This window comes from Streptomyces sp. NPDC057565 (genome assembly GCF_042801455.1).
Classification (GTDB): Bacteria; Actinomycetota; Actinomycetes; order Streptomycetales; family Streptomycetaceae; genus Streptomyces; species Streptomyces yanii.
Genome location: NZ_JBHVFU010000010.1, coordinates 68,518 through 86,343, shown reverse-complemented (window position 1 = coordinate 86,343; position 17,826 = coordinate 68,518). Strand labels below are relative to the sequence as shown.

At 69.3% G+C, this 17,826-nt stretch carries 15 protein-coding genes; 12 read left to right on the top strand and 3 right to left on the bottom strand.

Features of this window, described 5'->3' with window-relative positions; all coding sequences use genetic code 11:
• Positions 1-40: 40 nt before the first annotated feature.
• Positions 41-676, bottom strand: a complete 636-nt coding sequence (locus ACFU8W_RS20740; RefSeq protein WP_345517101.1) for a LysE family transporter — start codon at positions 674-676, stop codon at positions 41-43.
• A 225-nt stretch (positions 677-901) separates the two neighbouring features.
• On the opposite strand from ACFU8W_RS20740, the gene ACFU8W_RS20735 reads away from it, so the two are divergent.
• Positions 902-1,555, top strand: a complete 654-nt coding sequence (locus tag ACFU8W_RS20735; RefSeq protein ID WP_384039130.1) for a class I SAM-dependent DNA methyltransferase — start codon at positions 902-904, stop codon at positions 1,553-1,555.
• A 188-nt stretch (positions 1,556-1,743) separates the two neighbouring features.
• Here ACFU8W_RS20735 and ACFU8W_RS20730 read toward each other — a convergent pair whose 3' ends face one another.
• On the bottom strand, positions 1,744-3,108 hold the full coding sequence (locus ACFU8W_RS20730) for an APC family permease (protein WP_384039127.1): 1,365 nt from the start codon (positions 3,106-3,108) through the stop codon (positions 1,744-1,746).
• 336 nt (positions 3,109-3,444) lie between these two features.
• On the opposite strand from ACFU8W_RS20730, the gene ACFU8W_RS20725 reads away from it, so the two are divergent.
• Both ACFU8W_RS20725 and ACFU8W_RS20720 read left to right on the top strand, forming a co-directional pair.
• Positions 3,445-4,893, top strand: a complete 1,449-nt coding sequence (locus ACFU8W_RS20725) for an aldehyde dehydrogenase family protein (RefSeq protein WP_384039124.1) — start codon at positions 3,445-3,447, stop codon at positions 4,891-4,893.
• 210 nt (positions 4,894-5,103) lie between these two features.
• On the top strand, positions 5,104-5,637 hold the full coding sequence (locus ACFU8W_RS20720; RefSeq protein WP_384039121.1) for an Lrp/AsnC family transcriptional regulator: 534 nt from the start codon (positions 5,104-5,106) through the stop codon (positions 5,635-5,637).
• A 240-nt stretch (positions 5,638-5,877) separates the two neighbouring features.
• On the opposite strand, the gene ACFU8W_RS20715 is transcribed toward ACFU8W_RS20720, so the two are convergent.
• Complete coding sequence (locus tag ACFU8W_RS20715; protein WP_345513840.1) at positions 5,878-6,948, bottom strand: LacI family DNA-binding transcriptional regulator; 1,071 nt, start codon at positions 6,946-6,948, stop codon at positions 5,878-5,880.
• Between the two features lie 226 nt (positions 6,949-7,174).
• Here ACFU8W_RS20715 and ACFU8W_RS20710 point away from each other — a divergent pair, with 226 nt between their 5' ends.
• From ACFU8W_RS20710 to ACFU8W_RS20670, 9 genes are all read left to right on the top strand, one after another.
• Entirely contained in the window at positions 7,175-8,443 is a 1,269-nt protein-coding gene (locus tag ACFU8W_RS20710; RefSeq protein WP_384039117.1) for an ABC transporter substrate-binding protein, read from the top strand.
• 12 nt (positions 8,444-8,455) lie between these two features.
• Positions 8,456-9,424 carry a carbohydrate ABC transporter permease gene (locus ACFU8W_RS20705; protein ID WP_384039115.1) on the top strand — a complete coding sequence of 323 codons (969 nt, stop codon included), beginning with the start codon at positions 8,456-8,458 and terminating at the stop codon, positions 9,422-9,424.
• Positions 9,411-10,334, top strand: a complete 924-nt coding sequence (locus tag ACFU8W_RS20700; RefSeq protein WP_384039112.1) for a carbohydrate ABC transporter permease — start codon at positions 9,411-9,413, stop codon at positions 10,332-10,334. The genes ACFU8W_RS20705 and ACFU8W_RS20700 overlap by 14 nt, the downstream gene beginning before the upstream one ends.
• Positions 10,335-10,438: 104 nt before the next feature.
• Positions 10,439-11,203, top strand: a complete 765-nt coding sequence (locus tag ACFU8W_RS20695) for an SDR family NAD(P)-dependent oxidoreductase (RefSeq protein ID WP_384039109.1) — start codon at positions 10,439-10,441, stop codon at positions 11,201-11,203.
• On the top strand, positions 11,191-12,978 hold the full coding sequence (locus ACFU8W_RS20690; protein WP_384039107.1) for a heparinase II/III family protein: 1,788 nt from the start codon (positions 11,191-11,193) through the stop codon (positions 12,976-12,978). Before ACFU8W_RS20695 ends, ACFU8W_RS20690 begins: the two co-directional genes overlap by 13 nt.
• A gap of 3 nt (positions 12,979-12,981) precedes the next feature.
• A complete protein-coding gene (locus ACFU8W_RS20685; RefSeq protein ID WP_384039104.1) occupies positions 12,982-14,964 on the top strand; it encodes a hypothetical protein in 1,983 nt (660 codons plus the stop codon).
• Positions 14,965-14,966: 2 nt separating this feature from the next.
• Entirely contained in the window at positions 14,967-15,596 is a 630-nt protein-coding gene (locus tag ACFU8W_RS20680) for a DUF624 domain-containing protein (RefSeq protein ID WP_384039101.1), read from the top strand.
• Entirely contained in the window at positions 15,593-16,672 is a 1,080-nt protein-coding gene (locus tag ACFU8W_RS20675) for a DUF1565 domain-containing protein (protein ID WP_384039098.1), read from the top strand. The genes ACFU8W_RS20680 and ACFU8W_RS20675 overlap by 4 nt, the downstream gene beginning before the upstream one ends.
• A 26-nt stretch (positions 16,673-16,698) precedes the next feature.
• Positions 16,699-17,823 carry an SGNH/GDSL hydrolase family protein gene (locus tag ACFU8W_RS20670; RefSeq protein WP_384039095.1) on the top strand — a complete coding sequence of 375 codons (1,125 nt, stop codon included), beginning with the start codon at positions 16,699-16,701 and terminating at the stop codon, positions 17,821-17,823.
• Positions 17,824-17,826 lie beyond the last annotated feature (3 nt).

Sequence of the window (17,826 nt, the reverse complement as noted above, 5' to 3'; positions counted from 1 at the left end):
GACCGGCCGGCAGCCGCTGGTTCGACGGGTTGGTTGCGCGTCAGAACGCCGGTACCAGCAGATGGACGGCGAGCGCTGTGATCAGCACGGAGGACGCCAGGGCGGTGACGAGCCGCCCCCGGCCGCCGGTCAGTACGCGGCCGAGCAGCGCTCCCCCGCCGGCCAGCAGCAACTGCCAGCCGGCGGACGCGGCGAACGCCGCGAGGACGAACACGGACTGTTCCAGTCGGTCCGGGGCGGCGGCGGTCGCCCGGCTGCCCAGCACCAACGCCGTGAAGTAGACGACGGTGGTGGGGTTCAGCAGGGTCATACCCGTCAGCCCCAGATAGGCGCGCGCGGGGCTGAGCGGGGTCCGGTCGGACCCGGACACCGAATGCCGCTTGCGGTACTGGCCGATCGCGGTGGTGGCGCTCCGTAGCGCCAGGACGACGAGCACCAGGGCCGAGGCCCAGCGCAGCGGCAGGGCGACCGGCTCGATGACACGGGTGAGTGAGGAGCCTCCGACGACCGCGATCAGCGCATAGAGGCCGTCGGCCGTCGCGACTCCGAGCGCGGCGGCAACGCCGGTTGCGAGGGAGGTCCGTGCGGTGAGAGCCACCAGATAGGTCGCGACCGCTCCGACCGGCATGGCAATGCCGAAGCCGGCCAGCAGCCCCGCGACCAGGGCGGCGCTCACGCGGGGAGAGGAATCGGCCTCCGTGGTCGGCCGGACTGCTGCTGGCCCCGCACCGGTCGAGTGGCAGGGGTCGTCGGCAGGAGGGTGGTGATCGAGTTCATGAGCAGATGGTGGGGCCGTACGGGAACGGGAGCAACACATTTTTTCGGGTGTGCGGCCGCATCGACATGGGGACTCCGTGCTGCGATCCGTCGAGCCGCTACCGAGCCACTACGCTTCTCGGTCGTGACCGAACCCACCTACGTACGTACCACCCGGGCGTCCTACGACACCGTCGCGGCCGACTACGCCGAGCTCTTGAGAACGGAACTCGGACGCAGGCCGCTGGACCGGGCGATGCTCGCCGCGTTCGTCGAACTCGTACAGGCCACCGATGCCGGACCGGTCGCCGACATCGGCTGCGGTCCCGGGCGGGTGACGGGACATCTGCAGTCCCTGGGACTGACCGCACGCGGCATCGACCTGTCGCCGGAGATGGTCGCGGTGGCCCGTAAGACCTACCCGGACCTGCGTTTCGACGTGGGTTCGATGAATGCCCTGGACCTGGACGACGGCAGTCTCGGCGGCATCGTCGCCTGGTACTCCATCATCCACACCCCGCCCGAGCTGTTGCCCGAGGTGTTCGCCGAATTCCACCGGGTGCTGGCCCCGGGCGGCCATCTGCTGCTGGCCTTCAAGGCCGGGAACGAGATCCGGCATCTGGACCACGCGTACGGCCATGCACTGGCGCTCGACGTCTACTGGCTGGAACCCGAGCGTGTGGCCGAGCTCCTGAGTCGGGCCGGACTCCTCGTGGACGCCAGGCTCGTGCGCGAGGCGGGCTGGAAGGACGCAGGCCCCCAGGCATTCCTCATGGTCCGCAAACCGGCGCATCCGTAGTCGTTGCCCGGCCCGTCCCCACGTCCAACCGGCGCCATGGGGACGGGCCCGCTCTCTCGGGCGCGGCGAAGAATCTCAGCAGCACATGGTTGTCGCCCGGCAGCAGTCAATGCGGGCCGCACCATGTGGCGTTCCACCGCAGCGGCGGCGAGAAGAGGTGTGCGACGCCCGGGGCCGAGGGGCATGCCTCACCTGACGGCAGAGCCGGTGGTGCGCCGGTCCTGCACCTTGGTCCGGTACAGCCAGAGCAGTACCGCCACGACCAGAACGGCGAGTGCGACTCCCAGTTCCGTGTAGCCGCCGTATCCGGTGATGGAGAAGCCGGTCGCGCCCACCACCAGCACCACGGTGAGGAACCCGGCCAGCGTCCAGGCCAGGGGCACGAAGAACCGGGGCAGCCTGATGGGACGCACGGCGTCCGGACGGTCCTTTCGCAGCAGCGCGAAGCCGGAGACCGCCAGCACATGGACGAGGATGTATCCCAGGTTGCCCGTGACGATGATGGCCAGCGGGGTCTGAAGCACCGTCAGCACGAAGGCATTGAGCACCAGGGCCACCAGCAGCGCCCGGGCCGGCACACCGCGCTTGTTCAGCACCCCCACCTGCCTGATGGTGAGCCCCGCCTTGCCCATCTCGTACAGCACGCGGGAACCGTCCGCGAGACCGGTGATCATGATGAGCAGCAACGAGGCGACGAGGAAGACCACCATGAGGTCGGAGGCGCCGCCCACCAGGTCCTGGAAGGCTCCGATGAAGAAGGTGGTGGGCTCCTCGCCGATGGCCTTCTCGCCGACGTACCCCGACAGGGTCAGTGGCAGCAGGATGAACACACCGAGGGAGAACAGCACACCGGCGCGCAGGGCCCGGGAGGTGTCGCGCACCGTGTCCTTGTACTCGGGGGCGAAGGTCGCGCACACCTCCACACCGAACGACGTCCACGCCATGACGTACAGCCACACCAGCGCCTCGCGCAGACCCGCGGCGCCGTGCAGATTCCAGTGCAGGCCCTGCGCGCTCCAGTCACCGGAGAACAGCGGCAAAACAATGAACACGGCGAGCGGCACGAGCAGCGCACCTCCGGTGACGTAGACGACCCACATGGCGACGTGCAGGCCGATCATCGCCGCGCCGAACAGCAGCAGCATCACGAGCAGGCCCACGGCTATCGGGAAGTCCACCTTCACCGGCCCGAACTCCACGCTCCAGTCCTGGCCGGGGAACCACTGGGCTTGGACGAACGAACCGATGAGTCCGGAGTAGACGGCGAGCGCCGTCGTCCAGGGGAACCAGTAACCGATGCTCGCGATCGGACCCACCACGGGCGCCCGCTTCTTCCAGCCCTCGGTCGCGTAGTGCGCGATCCCTCCGGAGGAGTCGGGGAACATCGCGGCCATCTCGGTGTAGATCCAGTTCGTCGCGGTGGCCAGCACCATCGAGGCCGCCCACAGGGCGATCGCACCCCAGGCGCCGAGTCCGCCGATGGAGGCGCCGAGCGAGGCGATGAGCGCCGCCGGCATGGTCAGCGACATCGCGAATCCGTCGAACCAGCTCATCTTTTTCGGCAGTGCCGGGGCGGACGCACCCGCCGATCCCGACGAGTCCGAAGGATCCGAGGAGGGCGGAGCTGGGATCTGTGGCTGGGATGACATGGCGTTCCCCTCAGAGTGGGCGCAGACATGACAGTCGATGACGCCTGGTTATAGAGGAGGCGAAAAATGTCTGTCAATACTCACGAAAAGGCAGTGATCAGCTTCCACTTTTGCTCATTCCGCAGTCTTGACAGCCCTCGATTGCCCAGCGAGTCTCCAGTCATCGCAGCGGACCCGGGCCGGCGCGGTCCGGAGCCGATGCGCCCTTTCCCGGTCAGGACAGGACAGAGAGGCCAACGCATGACCACCCCGACCGCCGACCGGCACCAGCTCTTCATCAACGGCGCGTACACCGAAGGCACCTCCGGGACCACCCACGAGGTCATCAGCCCCGCGACGGGCGAACTCGTGGGCACCTTCCCGCTGCCCGCGGCCGCCGACGTCGACGCCGCGGTGCGTGCCGCCAACGAGGCCCAGCCTGCCTGGGCGTCGACCAACGTGTGGACCCGTGCCGAGCTCTGCCACCGCATCGGTGCCGAACTCGGCAAGCGCGTGGACGAACTCGCCCGCCTCCAGTCCATGGAGCAGGGCAAGCCGCTCGCCGAGTCCGTCGCCGACATCGAGGAGGCGGCCAAGCTCTTCCACCTGCACGCCGAGGACGCCGTACGACTGCACGGCGAGACGCTGCCCTCCACCGACAACACCAAGCGGATGTTCACCTTCCAGCGCCCGGTGGGCACTTGGGGCATCATCACGCCGTGGAACTTCCCGCTGCTCATGCTCGCGGAGTTCGTCGCCCCCGGTCTCGCCACCGGCAACGCCCATGTCGTCAAGCCGCCGGCCAACACCCCGCTCACCGTGCTCAAGGCGATGGAGGCGTTCGTTGCCGCCGGACTGCCCGACGGCCTCGTCAACATCGTGCCCGGAGAGGGCGACACCGGCGATGCGCTGGTACGCCACGAGGGCATCCACGCCATCGGGTTCATCGGCTCCACGGCGACCGGCGCGAAGATCCAGTCCGCCGCCGGACTCAAGCGCTCCATCATGGAGTGCTCGGGCAACGGGCCGCTCGTCGTCCTCGCCGACGCCGATGTCGAGGCCGCCGCCAAGGCCGCTGTCGACGGTGCCTATCCCTGCGCCGGACAGGTCTGCTGCGCCACCGAACGCGTCATCGTGCACGCGGACATCCACGACGAGTTCGTCGAGGCCGTACTCCGCGAGGCCCAGCGCATCACCCTCGGCGACCCGTTCGACCCCAAGACGGTCCTCGGCCCCCTCAACAACGAGGGCGTCGCGGCCAAGATGGACCGCCACATGGCCGACGCCCGCGAGCGCGGCGCACGCATCCTGCTCGGCGGCAAGCGTGCTTCAGGGCACCCCACGGACCTCTACTACGAGTTCACCGTGGTGGACGGGGTGCCCGAGGACAGCCTGCTGTCCCGCGAGGAGTCCTTCGGCCCGGTCGTCCCGATCATCACCGGGCAGGACGAGGACGACCTTCTGCGCATCGCCAACGACGACAAACTGGGCCTCCAGGGTGCCGTCTTCACCCGCAGCATGACCTCCGCCTTCCGCTTCATCGAGGAAATGGCCGTCGGCCAGGTCGTCGTGAACGAGAGCAACAACTGGTGGGACATCAACATGCCCTTCGGCGGCGCCGGCAACCGCTCCACCGGCTGGGGCCGCATCGGCGGCAAGTGGACGCTCATGGACATGACCGACACCCGTACCGGCGTCATCAGTCTCTGAGCTCCCCGCTCACCCGAACGTCCGCCGACCGGGGCCCCGACCAGCGTCGGGGCCCCGGCCCGCACTGCCCCACCGAGCCGGCAACGAGGTAACCGCCACATGACCACCGCAGCGGACTGCGTGACATGAGCCGGGCAGGATAGGCCCGTACGACCAAAGATCCAGGCCCGCACAACGTGGCGGACCGTACATGAGAGCCGGAGCAACAGCATGAGCACGCTGGGTGGCAGCCCCCTGGACGACACCGACCGCCAGATCATCGCCGCACTTCAAGCGGACGGCCGCCGCCCGTACAGCCAGATCGCCGAAGAACTGGACATCCCCGCCTCCTCCGTGCGATACCGCGTCCAGCGCATGGAGGAGAACGGCATCCTCCAGATCGTCGGCATCGCAAACCCGCTCACCATCGGCTTCGACCGGTTCGCCATGGTCGGCATCCGGGTCAGGCCGGGCAGCGCCCAGGAGGTCTGCCGACGGCTGCGGGAGCTGCCCGAGACCTCGTACGTCATCATGACGGCAGGCACCTACGACGTGATGGCGGAGGTGATCTGTCGGGACACCGACCACTTCACCGACCTGATGAACCGCAGACTGCATCACATCGACGGAGTCGTCTCGACCGACTCGTTCTTCGTGCTGGAAGTGCACAAGCTGGCGTACGGCTGGGGCGTCGGTGAGGTGGACACCTCTCTGCTCGACGCCCCGCAGCCGCCGCTCAACGCCGGTCTCGACCAGCGCGCCTGAGCCGCGTCGCGAGCGTCGGCTCGCCTCCAGCGGTGTCACCCACACCGTCTACGCCCACGCCCGACGCCGATTCCAGCTCCAGGCCATCGACACCCTCCGCACCGCACCCGACGCCCCGCCGAACACCCAGACCGGTGGGGTCGTCCGCGGAGAACTGCCCGCCGGCGGCTCTCGTCCGCTGACGTTGCCGTCAACCACCCCGGAACTCGCTGTTCCTCGCAGCCCGGCCCACTGTCCGGCTCAGGCGGATGCGGGGGCAGGCACAGCGGCCGGCGCCGTCGCCGTCGACTCCCGTACGACCAGGCGCGGCCGGATGAGCAGCGAGCGCCCGGCCACCGGCGCCGAGTCGATCCGGGCCCTCAGCTGCTGGAACGTCTCGGCAGCCATCTCCGGAAGCGGCTGGCGGACCGTGGTGAGTGGCGGTTCGAAGAGATCGGCGAGCAGGATGTCGTCGAAGCCGACCACCGAGACGTCCTGTCCGGCGGTGCGCCCGGCGTCCTTCGCGCCCCGGCAGATCCCGATCGCGCACATGTCGTTGATGGCGACGAACGCGGTGGGCGGGCGCGGTCCGGACAGCAGCTCCCGGGCGGCGTTACGGCCCAGCTCGGCAGCGTCCTTGTCGCCGAACTCGGTGGTGTCGGCGCCCGGCCAGACCACCGCGTCGGCCGGGTCGAGCCCCGCGGACTCCAGGGCCGCGCGGAAGCCGCGCAGTCGCTCACGACGGTTGACACTGTTGACCGAGCCTGAGACGAACGCGAGGCGCCGATGGCCCAGTTCGATGAGATGACGCGTGGCGAGCTCGGCGCCCATCGCGTTGTCCACACTGATGCTGGCCAGCGACGGGGGGTCACCCGCCTGGGCGGTACGGTCGAAGGCGACCATCTTCAGACCGCGGCTGAGCAACGGCGCCACATGGTCGAGCGACGGCAGTGAGGAGCAGAGCACCACTCCGCTCACCCCGTCGGCCAGCAACTCCTCGCCGTACTTGAGTTCACGCGCCGGATCGCGCTCGCTGTTGCAGAGCAGCACGTGGTAGCCCTCGGCGAGCGCAATGGCCTCCAACTCGCGGGCGAGCGCCCCCCAGAAGGGGTTGGCCACCGACGGCACGATCAGACCGATGACCTTGATCCGGCCGGTGCGCAGCATCCGTGCCGCACGGTTCGGCCGGTAGCTGAGCTGCTCAATCGCCTGCTCGACACGGGCCAGGGTGGTCGCCTGCATACGGTCCGTACGCCCGTTGAGGACATTCGAGACCGTGCTCGCGGAGACCCCCGCAGCCTCCGCGACCTGATGGATCGTTACCCCGCTCATGCCACCTCCGGTTCGGAACGCGTTCCACCAGACTAGTGTACCGATTTACTGAACTCTCTTCACCGGTACACCTGTTAACTTCCCCGAAAATTCTTGAGCATCAGCTGTTGACGTCCCTCTCGGGGCGTTCCTAGCATCAGTGCATCGATTTACCAGCGCTTCCCAGCCATAGTTGGGATGCCGTCGCTGGATCGATCCACAGTCTCCACCTCAAAAGGGGTGTCCCATGGAACTCAAAAGACGGTCGTTGCTTGCTGCCATCGGCGCGGGTACCGCTGCCGCCGCCCTCGGCGGGTGCGGCACCGGCACGTCGACGGCCGACTCCGCCGACGGTCCCGCTGAGGGTGAGATCAGGCTCCTCACCCCGATCTATGAAGGCGCGGACGGCAAGACGCTGTTGGAGAAGGAGATCCTCGGCGGCTTCCGGAAGAAGCATCCGAAGGTCAAGGTGAGCGTGGACTACACCACGTACGCCCAGCTCAACGAGAAGATCACCACGGGACTCGCGGGCGGACTGCTTCCCGACGTACTGATGATGGGGGTCGGCTGGATCCCGCCGTTCGCCGCGAAGAAGGCGATCGCGGAGCTGCCCGAGAAGCTGGCGTCCGCGCACGACTACGAGAAGCGGGTGCTGGAGCCGTCGCGGTACGACGGCAAGCTGTACGCGCTGCCGGTCGTCCTCGACACCCGCATCGTCGTCTACCGCAAGGACCACTTCGCGGCGGCCGGGATCAAGAAGACCCCGGCCAACTGGGCCGAACTGCGCGCGGTGGCCAAGCAGCTGACGAAGGACGGACGGCTCGGTTTCGATCCGTTCTCGATCGACCTGCGCCAGTGCTGGGAGACCTTCCTCTTCGCCAACGGCGGCCAGCTGTTCAGCGCGGACGGCAAGAAGGTGCTGTTCAACAACGCCCGCGGGGTGGAGGCACTGCAGTTCTTCAAGGACCTGATCAAGGACGGTTCGTCCGACTACGCGAAGAAGACCGACGCCGGTGCGCCGTCGAACATCCAGACCGGCAAGGCGTCGATGATGATGTCGACCAGCGCCCTGTGGAACCAGCTGGGAGACACCAACCCGGAGCTGATCGAGGGCGACAAGGTGGGCGCTTTCATCCTCGCCAACCGCAAGCCGGCGATGCTCCAGGGCGGCACGCTGGTCACCCAGTCAGCCAGTTCCAAGCACCCTGCCGCGGCCCGTGCGCTGGTCGAGTACCTGGCGAGTCCCGAGTCGATCCTGGGCGCGGCCAAGCAGCGCGGCTCGGTGCCGGGGCTCAAGGATCTCAACGACACCAACTATGTGAAGGAGAACAAGTTCGTCGATCTCTCCCTGCAGAGCATGGGCGACGCGTGCTCCGAGGGCGGCACCCCCGCCTGGATGGAGATCCGCGAGAAGATCAAGCCCACGCTGGAGCCCGCGATCGTAGGCAACCAGTCGGCGAAGGAAGCCATCGCTGAACTCGGCCGGCTCGCCGAGGCCGCGATCGGCCGGATGTAAGGACCCGTCACAGTGGGAGCTACATCCGTATTGAAGGCGCGTCCCGCGCCGCCCTCCGCCCCGGACGGACGCGCGGTCGCCAAGAAGCGCACCGGCCGGGCACCGACGGGGCCGGGGCGCCGCAGGCAACGCGCCGGCATGCTGATGGTGGCGCCCGCGCTGCTGCATGCCTCGCTCTGGATCGGCCTGCCGGTCGTCGCATCGGTGGTCCTGGCCTTCACGAAGTACGACGTGCTGACGGCGCCGCAGTTCGTGGGTCTGGACAACTTCAGCGAGATGATGGGCGACGCGGTCTTCCGCAAGTCCATCGTCAACACCGTCATCTACACCTTCTTCACGGTGCCGTTCGGCATGATGCTGGGACTGCTCGTCGCCCTGGCGCTGCACACCGGTCTGAAGGCCCGGGGCATCTACCGCACTGCGATCTTCCTGCCGCAGGTGACGGCGACCGTCGCGATCGCGCTGGTCTGGCTGTGGATCTACAACCCGGGCAACGGGCTGCTGAACGCAATCCTGTCGTTCGTCGGGATCGACGGACCGGCCTGGCTCGCGTCGACCTCATGGGCGATGCCCTCCGTGATCCTGGTCGGGATCTGGCAGGGCATCGGCATGAAGATGCTCATCTACCTGGCCGCGCTGCAGTCCCTGCCGAAGGAGCTGTACGAGGCGGCCTCGGTGGACGGTGCCTCGAAGGTGCGGCAGTTCTTCTCGATCACCGTGCCGCTGCTGAAGCCCGCGACGTTCTTCGTCCTCATCACGTCGATGATCAGCGCGTTCCAGTCCTTCGACCAGATCTACATCCTGACCGACGGCGGTCCCGCCAACAGCACCACGATGATGACGTACGAGATCTACAAGTCCGCCTTCCGGGAGTTCCGCGTCGGCTACGCCTGTGCCCAGTCACTGGTGCTGTTCGTGCTGCTGATGGGCTTCACCCTGGTGAACCGGCGGATCATGGGAGGCACCCGTGGCCACAACTGAGCTCCACGCGCCAAGGGTCGCGAAGAAGTCCCGGCCTCGGCGGAACGACAAGCCGGTCACCCCCGGCCGGATCGCGCTCTACGCGACCCTCACCGTCGTCTCGCTGCTGATGGTGGTGCCGTTCGTCTGGATGGTGCTCACCTCACTCAAGACTCCGGTGGAGATCGCCTCCCAGGACGCCGGACTGCTGCCGGAACACTGGGAGTTCGGGAACTATGTGGACGCACTGAAGGCGGCGCCGTTCGCGACGTACGCACGCAACAGCTTCATCATCGCGACCAGTCACACCGTCATCAATGTGGTCGTGGCGTCGATGGCCGGTTACGCGCTGGCGCGGATCAAGTTCCGCGGCAGCGAGGTCATCTTCTACCTCTTCATCGCCGCACTGATGATCCCGACGTACACCAAGGTGCTGCCGGAGTTCCTGATCGTCCGCTTCATGCCGCTGGCCGGCGGGAACGACATCTTCGGCCAGGGCGGCAGCGGCTGGCTGGACTCCTGGTGGGCGCTGATCATTCCCGGTGCCGTCACCCCGTTCGCGGTCTTCCTCTTCCGGCAGTTCTATCTGGACCTTCCGGTGGAACTGGAGGAGGCGGCCAGGCTCGACGGTCTGGGCGAGTTCCGGATCTACGCCCGGATCATGACGCCGCAGGTCAAGCCCGCGCTCACCACGGTGGCGCTGCTGACCTTCGAGTCGTCGTGGAACAACTTCCTCTGGCCGCTGCTGGTGACCCGCACGGACAGTCTGCGGGTGATCCAGGTGGGGCTCTCCGTCTTCAAGACGGAGAACGGTCCCCAGTGGCACTTCCTGATGGCCGGCACCACGCTGGCCACCCTGCCGATGGTCATCCTCTTCCTCATCGGCCAGCGCTACTTCGTGCAGGGCTTCGCGACCGCCGGTCTCAAGTGACCGGATCGGGTCACCGGTGACCGGATCAGGTCCCAGGTCACCGGGTCAGGTCCCAGGTCACCGACTTTCGGCCGAACGGCCGCTCTTCGAAAGGTACTTACTCCATGTCTGCTGATCTCAACGGCTCCCGCGCACTGGTGACAGGGGCGGGCCACGGCATCGGCCGCGCCATCGCCGTCGCCCTCGCCGAGGCCGGCGCCGATGTCGCCGTCCACTACCACTCCTCCGCCGACGAGGCCGCGAAGACGGTCTCCGCGATCGAGGCTCTGGGCCGCAGGGCGAAGGCGTTCCAGGCCGATGTGACCGTGACGGCGGACGTCGATCGGGTCGTCGAGGAGGCGACCGGATTCCTCGGCGGTCTGGACGTCCTGGTCTGCAACGCGGGCCATCTGATCGGCCGCGCCACGATCGCCCAAATGACCGACGACCACTTCGACCAGGTGATCTCGACCAACCTGACTTCGACGTTCCGTACCGTGCGGGCCGCACTGCCGCATCTGACGAAGTCCCCCGCCGGGCGCGTCATCACCATGTCGTCGCTGGCCGCGCACAACGGTGGCGGCCCCGGCTCGGTGGCGTACGCGGCGGCCAAGGCCGGTATCCGCGGCTTCACCAAGGGGCTGGCGAAGGAGCTCGGCGGTACCGGGATCACGGTCAACACCGTCGCACCCGGGTTCATCAAGGGCACCGCCTTCCACGACACGTTCACCGCGCCCGAGGCGCAGCAGGCGATGGAGGCAGGCATCCCGGTGGGCCGGGCCGGCACGCCGGAGGATGTCGCAGCGGCCGTCGTCCACCTGGCGTCGCCGTCGTCCGGCTTCCTCACCGCCACCACGGTGGACATCGACGGTGGCGTATGGCCGCGTTGAGGCGGATCGCGCGGGAGCGCGGCGGCTGGTGGCACGCGTACGTCTGCCCGGCGCACGGGGTCGAGCTCGATCACGGTGATCTGCTCTCCGGGGTCTTCCCGGACGGCGGTGCGCGCTGCTCGTACGGCTGTCGGGTGGACGACGAGGCGGTGCGCGGCGCCTGGCTGGTGCTGTCGCACCAGGCGTGGGCGCGGCATCTGCGGGTGCTCGCCCACCGGGGCGAGCGGGCGGAGGCGGTGGCGCGGCTCGTCGAGTACGCCGGTCTGTACGCGGAGCTCGCCACCGAGCGGCACGGCGAGGCGCAGACCTGGATGCTGCGCGGCCGGCTCTTCCACCAGGCCCTGACCGATGCCATCTGGGCGGTCGGCATCGGGCACACCGTCATCACGCTCGCCGAGGAGTCCACGGACGGTCTGGGCGCGGTGCTGCCGCTCCTCGACGATCTGGAACGGGCCGCGCTGGACGCCCGGGATGTGCTGACCGGCCAGGGGCATCTCGCTTCCAACTACACCGCGTGGCTCAACGCCGCCGGTGTGGCGGCGAGTCGTGGTGCCGCCGCGGCCCGCGGCGAGGAATGGGACGGCGCGAAGGTATGGCTCGACGGCGAGCACGGGCTGTACGCGCATCTGCGCGTCGCGGTCGCCGACGACGGCTGGGAGTGGGAGGGCAGTACCTACTACCACGGGTTCGTACTGCGGGCCGCGCTGCTGGCGCTGCGCTCGACCGACCCGGCGACCGTTCCGTCCGACGTGATCGGCGTGCTGGCCGGGATGACGGATGTACTGGCGGCGATCGCCACGCCGGGCGGCATCCTTCCCGCACTGCACGACGGCCCGTATCTGCGTCGCCCTCTCGCCCTGGAGTGGCTCGAACTGGTTGCGCTGGCACAGCAGTTGGTTCCGTCCCCCGCCCTGGATGCGGTGGCGGAGCGGGCCCGGGCCGAGCTCGGCGCACACGACGACGGGCTGGACCGGGAACTGGGCGGCTGGTTCATGGGCCCGCCGCTGCCGGTACGCCCCGCGGCCGGTCCGGTCACGGTGTTCGGCGAGGCCGGATATGCGGTGCTGCACGGTGCGGGGATCCACGCACTGCTGGACTTCGGTCCGCACGGCGGCTCGCACGGCCATCGTGACAAGCTGTCGCTTTATCTCTATGGGGACACCACTCCATGGCAGCCCGATCCCGGCCAAGTTCCCTATGCACATGCAGAGTTCCGCGATCTGTACGCGTCCACGGAGGCACATCCCGCCTTCCGGGCGGACCGCGCCGAGCAGGCGGAGTGCACCGGGAAGCTGCTCGCTTCGGACGGTTCCTCCGTCACGGCCGAGGTGACCCAGGCGTACGAGGGTGTCCGGGCGGTCCGACGGATCGCGTTCGGCGACAGCTTTCTCGTCGACCTGCTGACGCTGACCGCCGAGGACGCCCGGCAGTTCACCGCGCAGCTGCGCCCCGGCGTCGCGCTTGACGTCCAGCTGCAGGGAGTCGGTCCGGTGCGCACCACGTGGTACGGCGACGAGACACTGCACGGCTGGCACACCCACACCGACGGTGTGCCGGTCCGTCCGGTCACCCGGCCGGGACCGGGTCCGGCGGACGATCCGCAACGGATGCGCACCCGCGTCGACTTCACCGCCGACGCGCAGCGGGTCGTGTTCGCCTCGGTGTACCAGGCGCCGTCGGCGGGCCCCGCCGTCACCGACGTACAGCTGGACGGTGACGGACTGACGGTCGGCCTGACCGACGGCAGTACGGCACGGTTCCGGACGGAGGACTGACCCTTGTTGCTCTCGGCGACCCCGCCGTCCGGCCCGCGTCCCGCGCAGGAAGTGCGGTTGTACGAGGAGGCCGCCCGCCACCGCGGGCTGACCCCGCCCCGTACGCATCCCCTGGCCAGCATCACCTGGCTGGGTCCCGCCGCCTCCAACCCGGCGCTGGCCTACCGGGTCGGCGGCGACCGGGCCCACCTGGCGGAGAGCCGTCGCTGGATCGAGGCGGCCGTACGGCTGCCGCACTGGGGCAAGGCCCATATGCCGGACCACGATCTGGACGCCGGCTGGCTGCTGCATCATCTCTCGCTCGCCTACCGGTGGATCGGTGACGATCTGCCGGACGGGGTGCGGGCGCTGCTGCGGTACAAGCTGCTGCTCCAGGGGCGGCGGATGTACGAGTTCGCGGTGGCGAGCGAGGGCGGCTGGTGGTCGTCGTCGTACTGGCAGAACCACAACTGGATCTGCTACGCGGGGCTCGCGACGGCCGGTTATGTGCTGGGCAAGGAGGAATGGACCGAGCGCGCCAAGGACAATCTCGGTACGGTCCTCGATCTGATGCCGGAGGACGGTTCGCACGCCGAGGGCGTCGTCTACTGGCGCTACGGTGTGCCGTTCCTGGCGATCCAACTGGACCTCCTCCAGGAGGCGGAGGGCATCGACTGGTGGGACCGCGGCGGTTTCCTCTCCCGTACGTTCCGCTACCGGCTGCACCAGACCGCCCCCGGCTTCGCCCGCAATGTCGACCACGGCGACTGCCACGACCGCCGCAGCGGGCACAGCGCGGGCCTGTACTACCGCCTCGCTGCCCAGTACGGCATCCCGGAGGCGCAGTGGATGGGCGATCTGGCGTCGGGCGAACTCCTGTGGAAGGAGGCGTCGGAGAGCGGGGTGCGGCCGGGAATCCTGCCGGAGGCGTACCTCGAATACCTCTGGTACGACCCGTCCGTCCCGGCCGCACGGCCCACCGGGACCCGGGCGTTCTTCCCGGATCTGGGGCTGCTCGCGGCGCGTACGGGATGGGACGACGACGCCACGCTCGTCTCCTTCAAGGCGAGCCCGGGCGGCGGTCACAAGGCGTGGGAGACCTCCGCGAAGCACCGGGCCGAGCGGGGCTGGGAGACGCTCAACCAGGGACACCACCACCCCGACTCGGGTTCGTTCGTGCTGGTATCGCAGGGCGAATTCCTCGCGGTGGACGAGGGGTACAGCAACCGGAAGCGGGCCGCGCACCACAACCTGCTGCTGGTGGACGGACAGGGTTACGCGGACGAGGACCGCTACCACGTCTACCAGGACATCCCGTTCGAGCGGCAGGCGCGGCAGCGCGATGTGCTCCTCGACGACGACTGCGGCTGGGCGCACGCCACGGCGGAGATCGCCGCGATGTACGACCCGGAGCTCGGGGTGCGGCGGCTCGACCGGACGCTGGTGTTCACCCCGTCGGGGCGGCTGGTGCTCCTGGACCTTGCCGAGGCGGATACGGAGCGGGAGTGGACGTTCCTGCTCCAGACCGACCGGCCGACCGAGCCGCAGCCGGACGGTACCCGGCTGATCCGGTCCGGCACCGCCGTGGCCCGGGTGGGACAGTTCGCGCCCCACGACGCATCGGTCACCTCGGACGTCGCCGAGGTGGAGGCCAATCCGACGTCCAGCACACCGGAGCTGCGTCTCACCCGCACGCTGCACACACTGCGCTCGACGACCGCGCGGACGGCCTCCGGGCTGTTCCTCACCACGATCACGCCCGGTGCATCCGGCCCGGGCGAGCACGCCGCGTGCCTGGAGGGACACGGAGTCGCCTTCGGCGGCGAAACGGTGCTGCTCTCCCCCGTCGCCCGCCGGATCCGTACCGCCGACGTCGTTGCCGACGCGGCCGCCGTTCTGCTCGGCGACGGTGACAGCGCCCCGTACGTGGTCGCGGCCACGCGGCTGCGGCTGAACGGCCGCGTGCTCCTCGACGTCGCGGAGCCGTACACAGGAAAGGTCGGCTGATCATGCAGGCAACCCTCTCGACCCGGAAACCGCGGGCCGGCACCCTGTCCGGCTGGCCGACACTGCTGCGCCGGCTGGAGTTCGTGGCCTATCCGGCCGCTGCCGGGGCCGCGTTCGCGGTGCTGTCGCTCGGCGTCGTGACCTGGCTGCCCGCGCTCGCCGCGATGGGACACTCTCTCCAGAAGTGGCGCGCGGAGGACGACAGCCGCTGCTTCACCCAGGTGTTCACCGCGTTCCCGCAGTACTGGCGCGCGCTGTGGCGGCACTCCCTGGCGTCCACCGCCGCGGCGCTCGTCCTCGCGGCCAACATCGTCCATCTGCTGGGCCGTTCGGAGCCCTGGACGTTCGTGGTGCTCGCCGCGCAGGTGGGCATCGCGGCGGCCGCCGTCATCCACCATGTGGCGCTGGCGGCCGAGGCGGGCCGTGCGCCCCGCGGACGCGTCCGCGACTGGTCGCGCGGTGCGCTGGTGCTCGGCTTCGGCTCGGCCGCCCGTGGCACCGCACTGCTCGGCGCGGTGATCTCCGCCGTGCTGCTCTCCCTCGTCGTACCGCTGGGGCCGCTGCTTCTCGGCCCGAGCATTCCCGTACTGCTCGCTCTGTCCTTCGCCGATCCCAGGAGGAACACCCCATGAGCCGTGTACTACGCACCACTCTCGTCGCCGCGCTCGCCGCGGCAGCTCCACTCGCCTGCCCACCGCCGTCCGTCGCGGCGGAGACGGCAACCGCGTACTACGTGTCGCCGTCGGGCAGCGACTCGAACGCGGGCACGTCGGCAGGTGCCCCACTCGCCACGATCCAGAAGGCCGTGGACCTGGCTCCGACGGGCGCGGTGGTGAACCTCGCTGCCGGTACGTACAAGCAGGACGTGGTGACCAGGCGCTCCGGCGTCACGATCACCGGCCCCTCGACCGCCGTGGTGAAGGGGGCGGGGAACGCCCGGATCATTCAGGTGCAGCACGACTCGACCACACTGAGGGGGTTCACCGTTGACGGGCTGCACGGGTCGTCCACCGATGTCTCGGGGTACCGCCTCAAGCTCATATATGTCATGAGCACGACTCCGGGCAACGGTGTGGGCGCGCTGCGCATCACCGGCATGACGCTGAGGAACGCCGCCGACGAATGCCTGCGGGTGCGCTATCTCGTCACCGGAGCCGACATCTCGGGCAACACGATCACCCACTGCGGCGTCGCCGACTTCCAGTTCGGCGGCGGTGGCAAGAACGGTGAGGGCATCTACCTCGGCACGGCCCCCGAGCAGCAGGGCGCCAACGGGGCCCCGGACGCCGCCCCCGACATCAGCAAGAACAACCGCATCCACCACAACACCATCGCCACCCAGGGCAATGAGTGCGTCGACGTGAAGGAGAACTCGACCAACAACTACGTGGAGTACAACGACTGCAGCGGTCAGAAGGACTCCAGCTCCGGGGGGCTCGACGCGCGCGGCAGCGGCAACATCTTCCGCTACAACACCATTCACGACAACGTCGGCGCGGGCATCCGGCTCGGCGGCGACACCGCCACGGACGGAATCGACACCAGCGTCTACGGCAACACCATCACCGGCAACGCGGGTGGCGGCATCAAGTTCATGCGCACCCCGCAGGGACCGGTCTGCACCAACACGATGAGCGGGAACACGGGCGGCGACGCGGTCGGCACCTATGGCAGCGAGTACGCCCCGACGGGTGCGTGCCCCCGGTGACCGGGCGGGGACCCGCGAGACGCGGGGTGCTGACGGCAGCTGCGGCAGGGCTCGCCGCGGCGGCCGCGACGGCGCCGGGTGCGCAGGCCGCCGAAGCACCGAGGAGCGGCGCGGGCAGGTCGCGCTGGACGACGTCCTGGGCGACCGCGCAGACCGCACCGACCGCCACCGACACCGTGGCGAGCGCCGGACTGACCAACGGGACGTTCACCGCCACCGTGCGGCTTTCGGCCGGCGGACAGGTCCGGCTGCGGTACGGGCACGCGTTCGGCACCGTACCCGTCCTGATCGGCCCGGTGACGGCGGGCGGGCAGCCGGTGACGTTCGGCGGACGGCAGCAGGCGTGGGTCGCCGCGGGCGCCTCCCTGACGAGTGATCCGGTCGCCGGTCTCCATACCCCCGACGCAGCCCGGCTGACCGTGGAGACCCGGCTGCCCGGCCCCACCGGACCGCTCTCCTTCCACCGCAACACGCATGCCTCGCACAGCGTCGACGGAACCCGCACGACCTCCGTGTTCCTGCTGACGGGCGTCGAAGTGACGGGCGCACACGGGCCGGTGATCGCGGTGCTCGGCGACTCCATCGCGGAGGGCGTCGGCACGCCCGACGACGCCGATCTGCGCTGGCCGGACCAGCTGGCGCGACGGCTGCCCGGATCCGCCGTCGCCAATCTCGGCATCAGCGGCAACCGGGTGTTGCTCGACGACGCCCGGTTCGGGCCGGGCGGTCAGTCCCGCTTCGACCGCGATGTGCTGTCGCTGCCGGGGCTGCGCACCGTCCTCGTCCATCTCGGGGTCAACGACCTTCAGCAGCCGCCCAGCCAGACCGACCCGGCGCTCCTCCTGGCCGGCTACCGACAGCTTGTCCTGCGCGCCCGGAACGCCGGGCTGCGGGCCGTCGGCGCGACCATCACCCCGTTCGAGGGCTGGACCCGCTGGACGCCCGAGCTCGAAGCGGTACGGCAGCGGATCAACGCGGCCGTGCGCACGGGGCGGGTCTTCGACGCCGTCGCCGACTTCGACGCCGCGGTCCGCGACCCGGACCGCCCCTCGCGGATGCTGCCCGCGCACGACAGCGGCGACGGACTGCACCCCAACCCCTCCGGCCATGCGGCGCTCGCCGCGGCCGTCGACCGCCGACACCTCCTGTGAGGG

What these genes read in the sequence shown, in the direction of transcription:
- ACFU8W_RS20730 (WP_384039127.1), bottom strand. Translation starts at nt 3,108, where the DNA reads ATGAGCTGGTTCGACGGATTCGCGATGTCGCTGACCATGCCGGCGGCG.
- ACFU8W_RS20725 (WP_384039124.1), top strand. Translation starts at nt 3,445, where the DNA reads ATGACCACCCCGACCGCCGACCGGCACCAGCTCTTCATCAACGGCGCG.
- ACFU8W_RS20720 (WP_384039121.1), top strand. Translation starts at nt 5,104, where the DNA reads ATGAGCACGCTGGGTGGCAGCCCCCTGGACGACACCGACCGCCAGATC.
- ACFU8W_RS20715 (WP_345513840.1), bottom strand. Translation starts at nt 6,948, where the DNA reads ATGAGCGGGGTAACGATCCATCAGGTCGCGGAGGCTGCGGGGGTCTCC.
- ACFU8W_RS20710 (WP_384039117.1), top strand. Translation starts at nt 7,175, where the DNA reads ATGGAACTCAAAAGACGGTCGTTGCTTGCTGCCATCGGCGCGGGTACC.
- ACFU8W_RS20695 (WP_384039109.1), top strand. Translation starts at nt 10,439, where the DNA reads ATGTCTGCTGATCTCAACGGCTCCCGCGCACTGGTGACAGGGGCGGGC.
- ACFU8W_RS20690 (WP_384039107.1), top strand. Translation starts at nt 11,191, where the DNA reads ATGGCCGCGTTGAGGCGGATCGCGCGGGAGCGCGGCGGCTGGTGGCAC.
- ACFU8W_RS20680 (WP_384039101.1), top strand. Translation starts at nt 14,967, where the DNA reads ATGCAGGCAACCCTCTCGACCCGGAAACCGCGGGCCGGCACCCTGTCC.
- ACFU8W_RS20675 (WP_384039098.1), top strand. Translation starts at nt 15,593, where the DNA reads ATGAGCCGTGTACTACGCACCACTCTCGTCGCCGCGCTCGCCGCGGCA.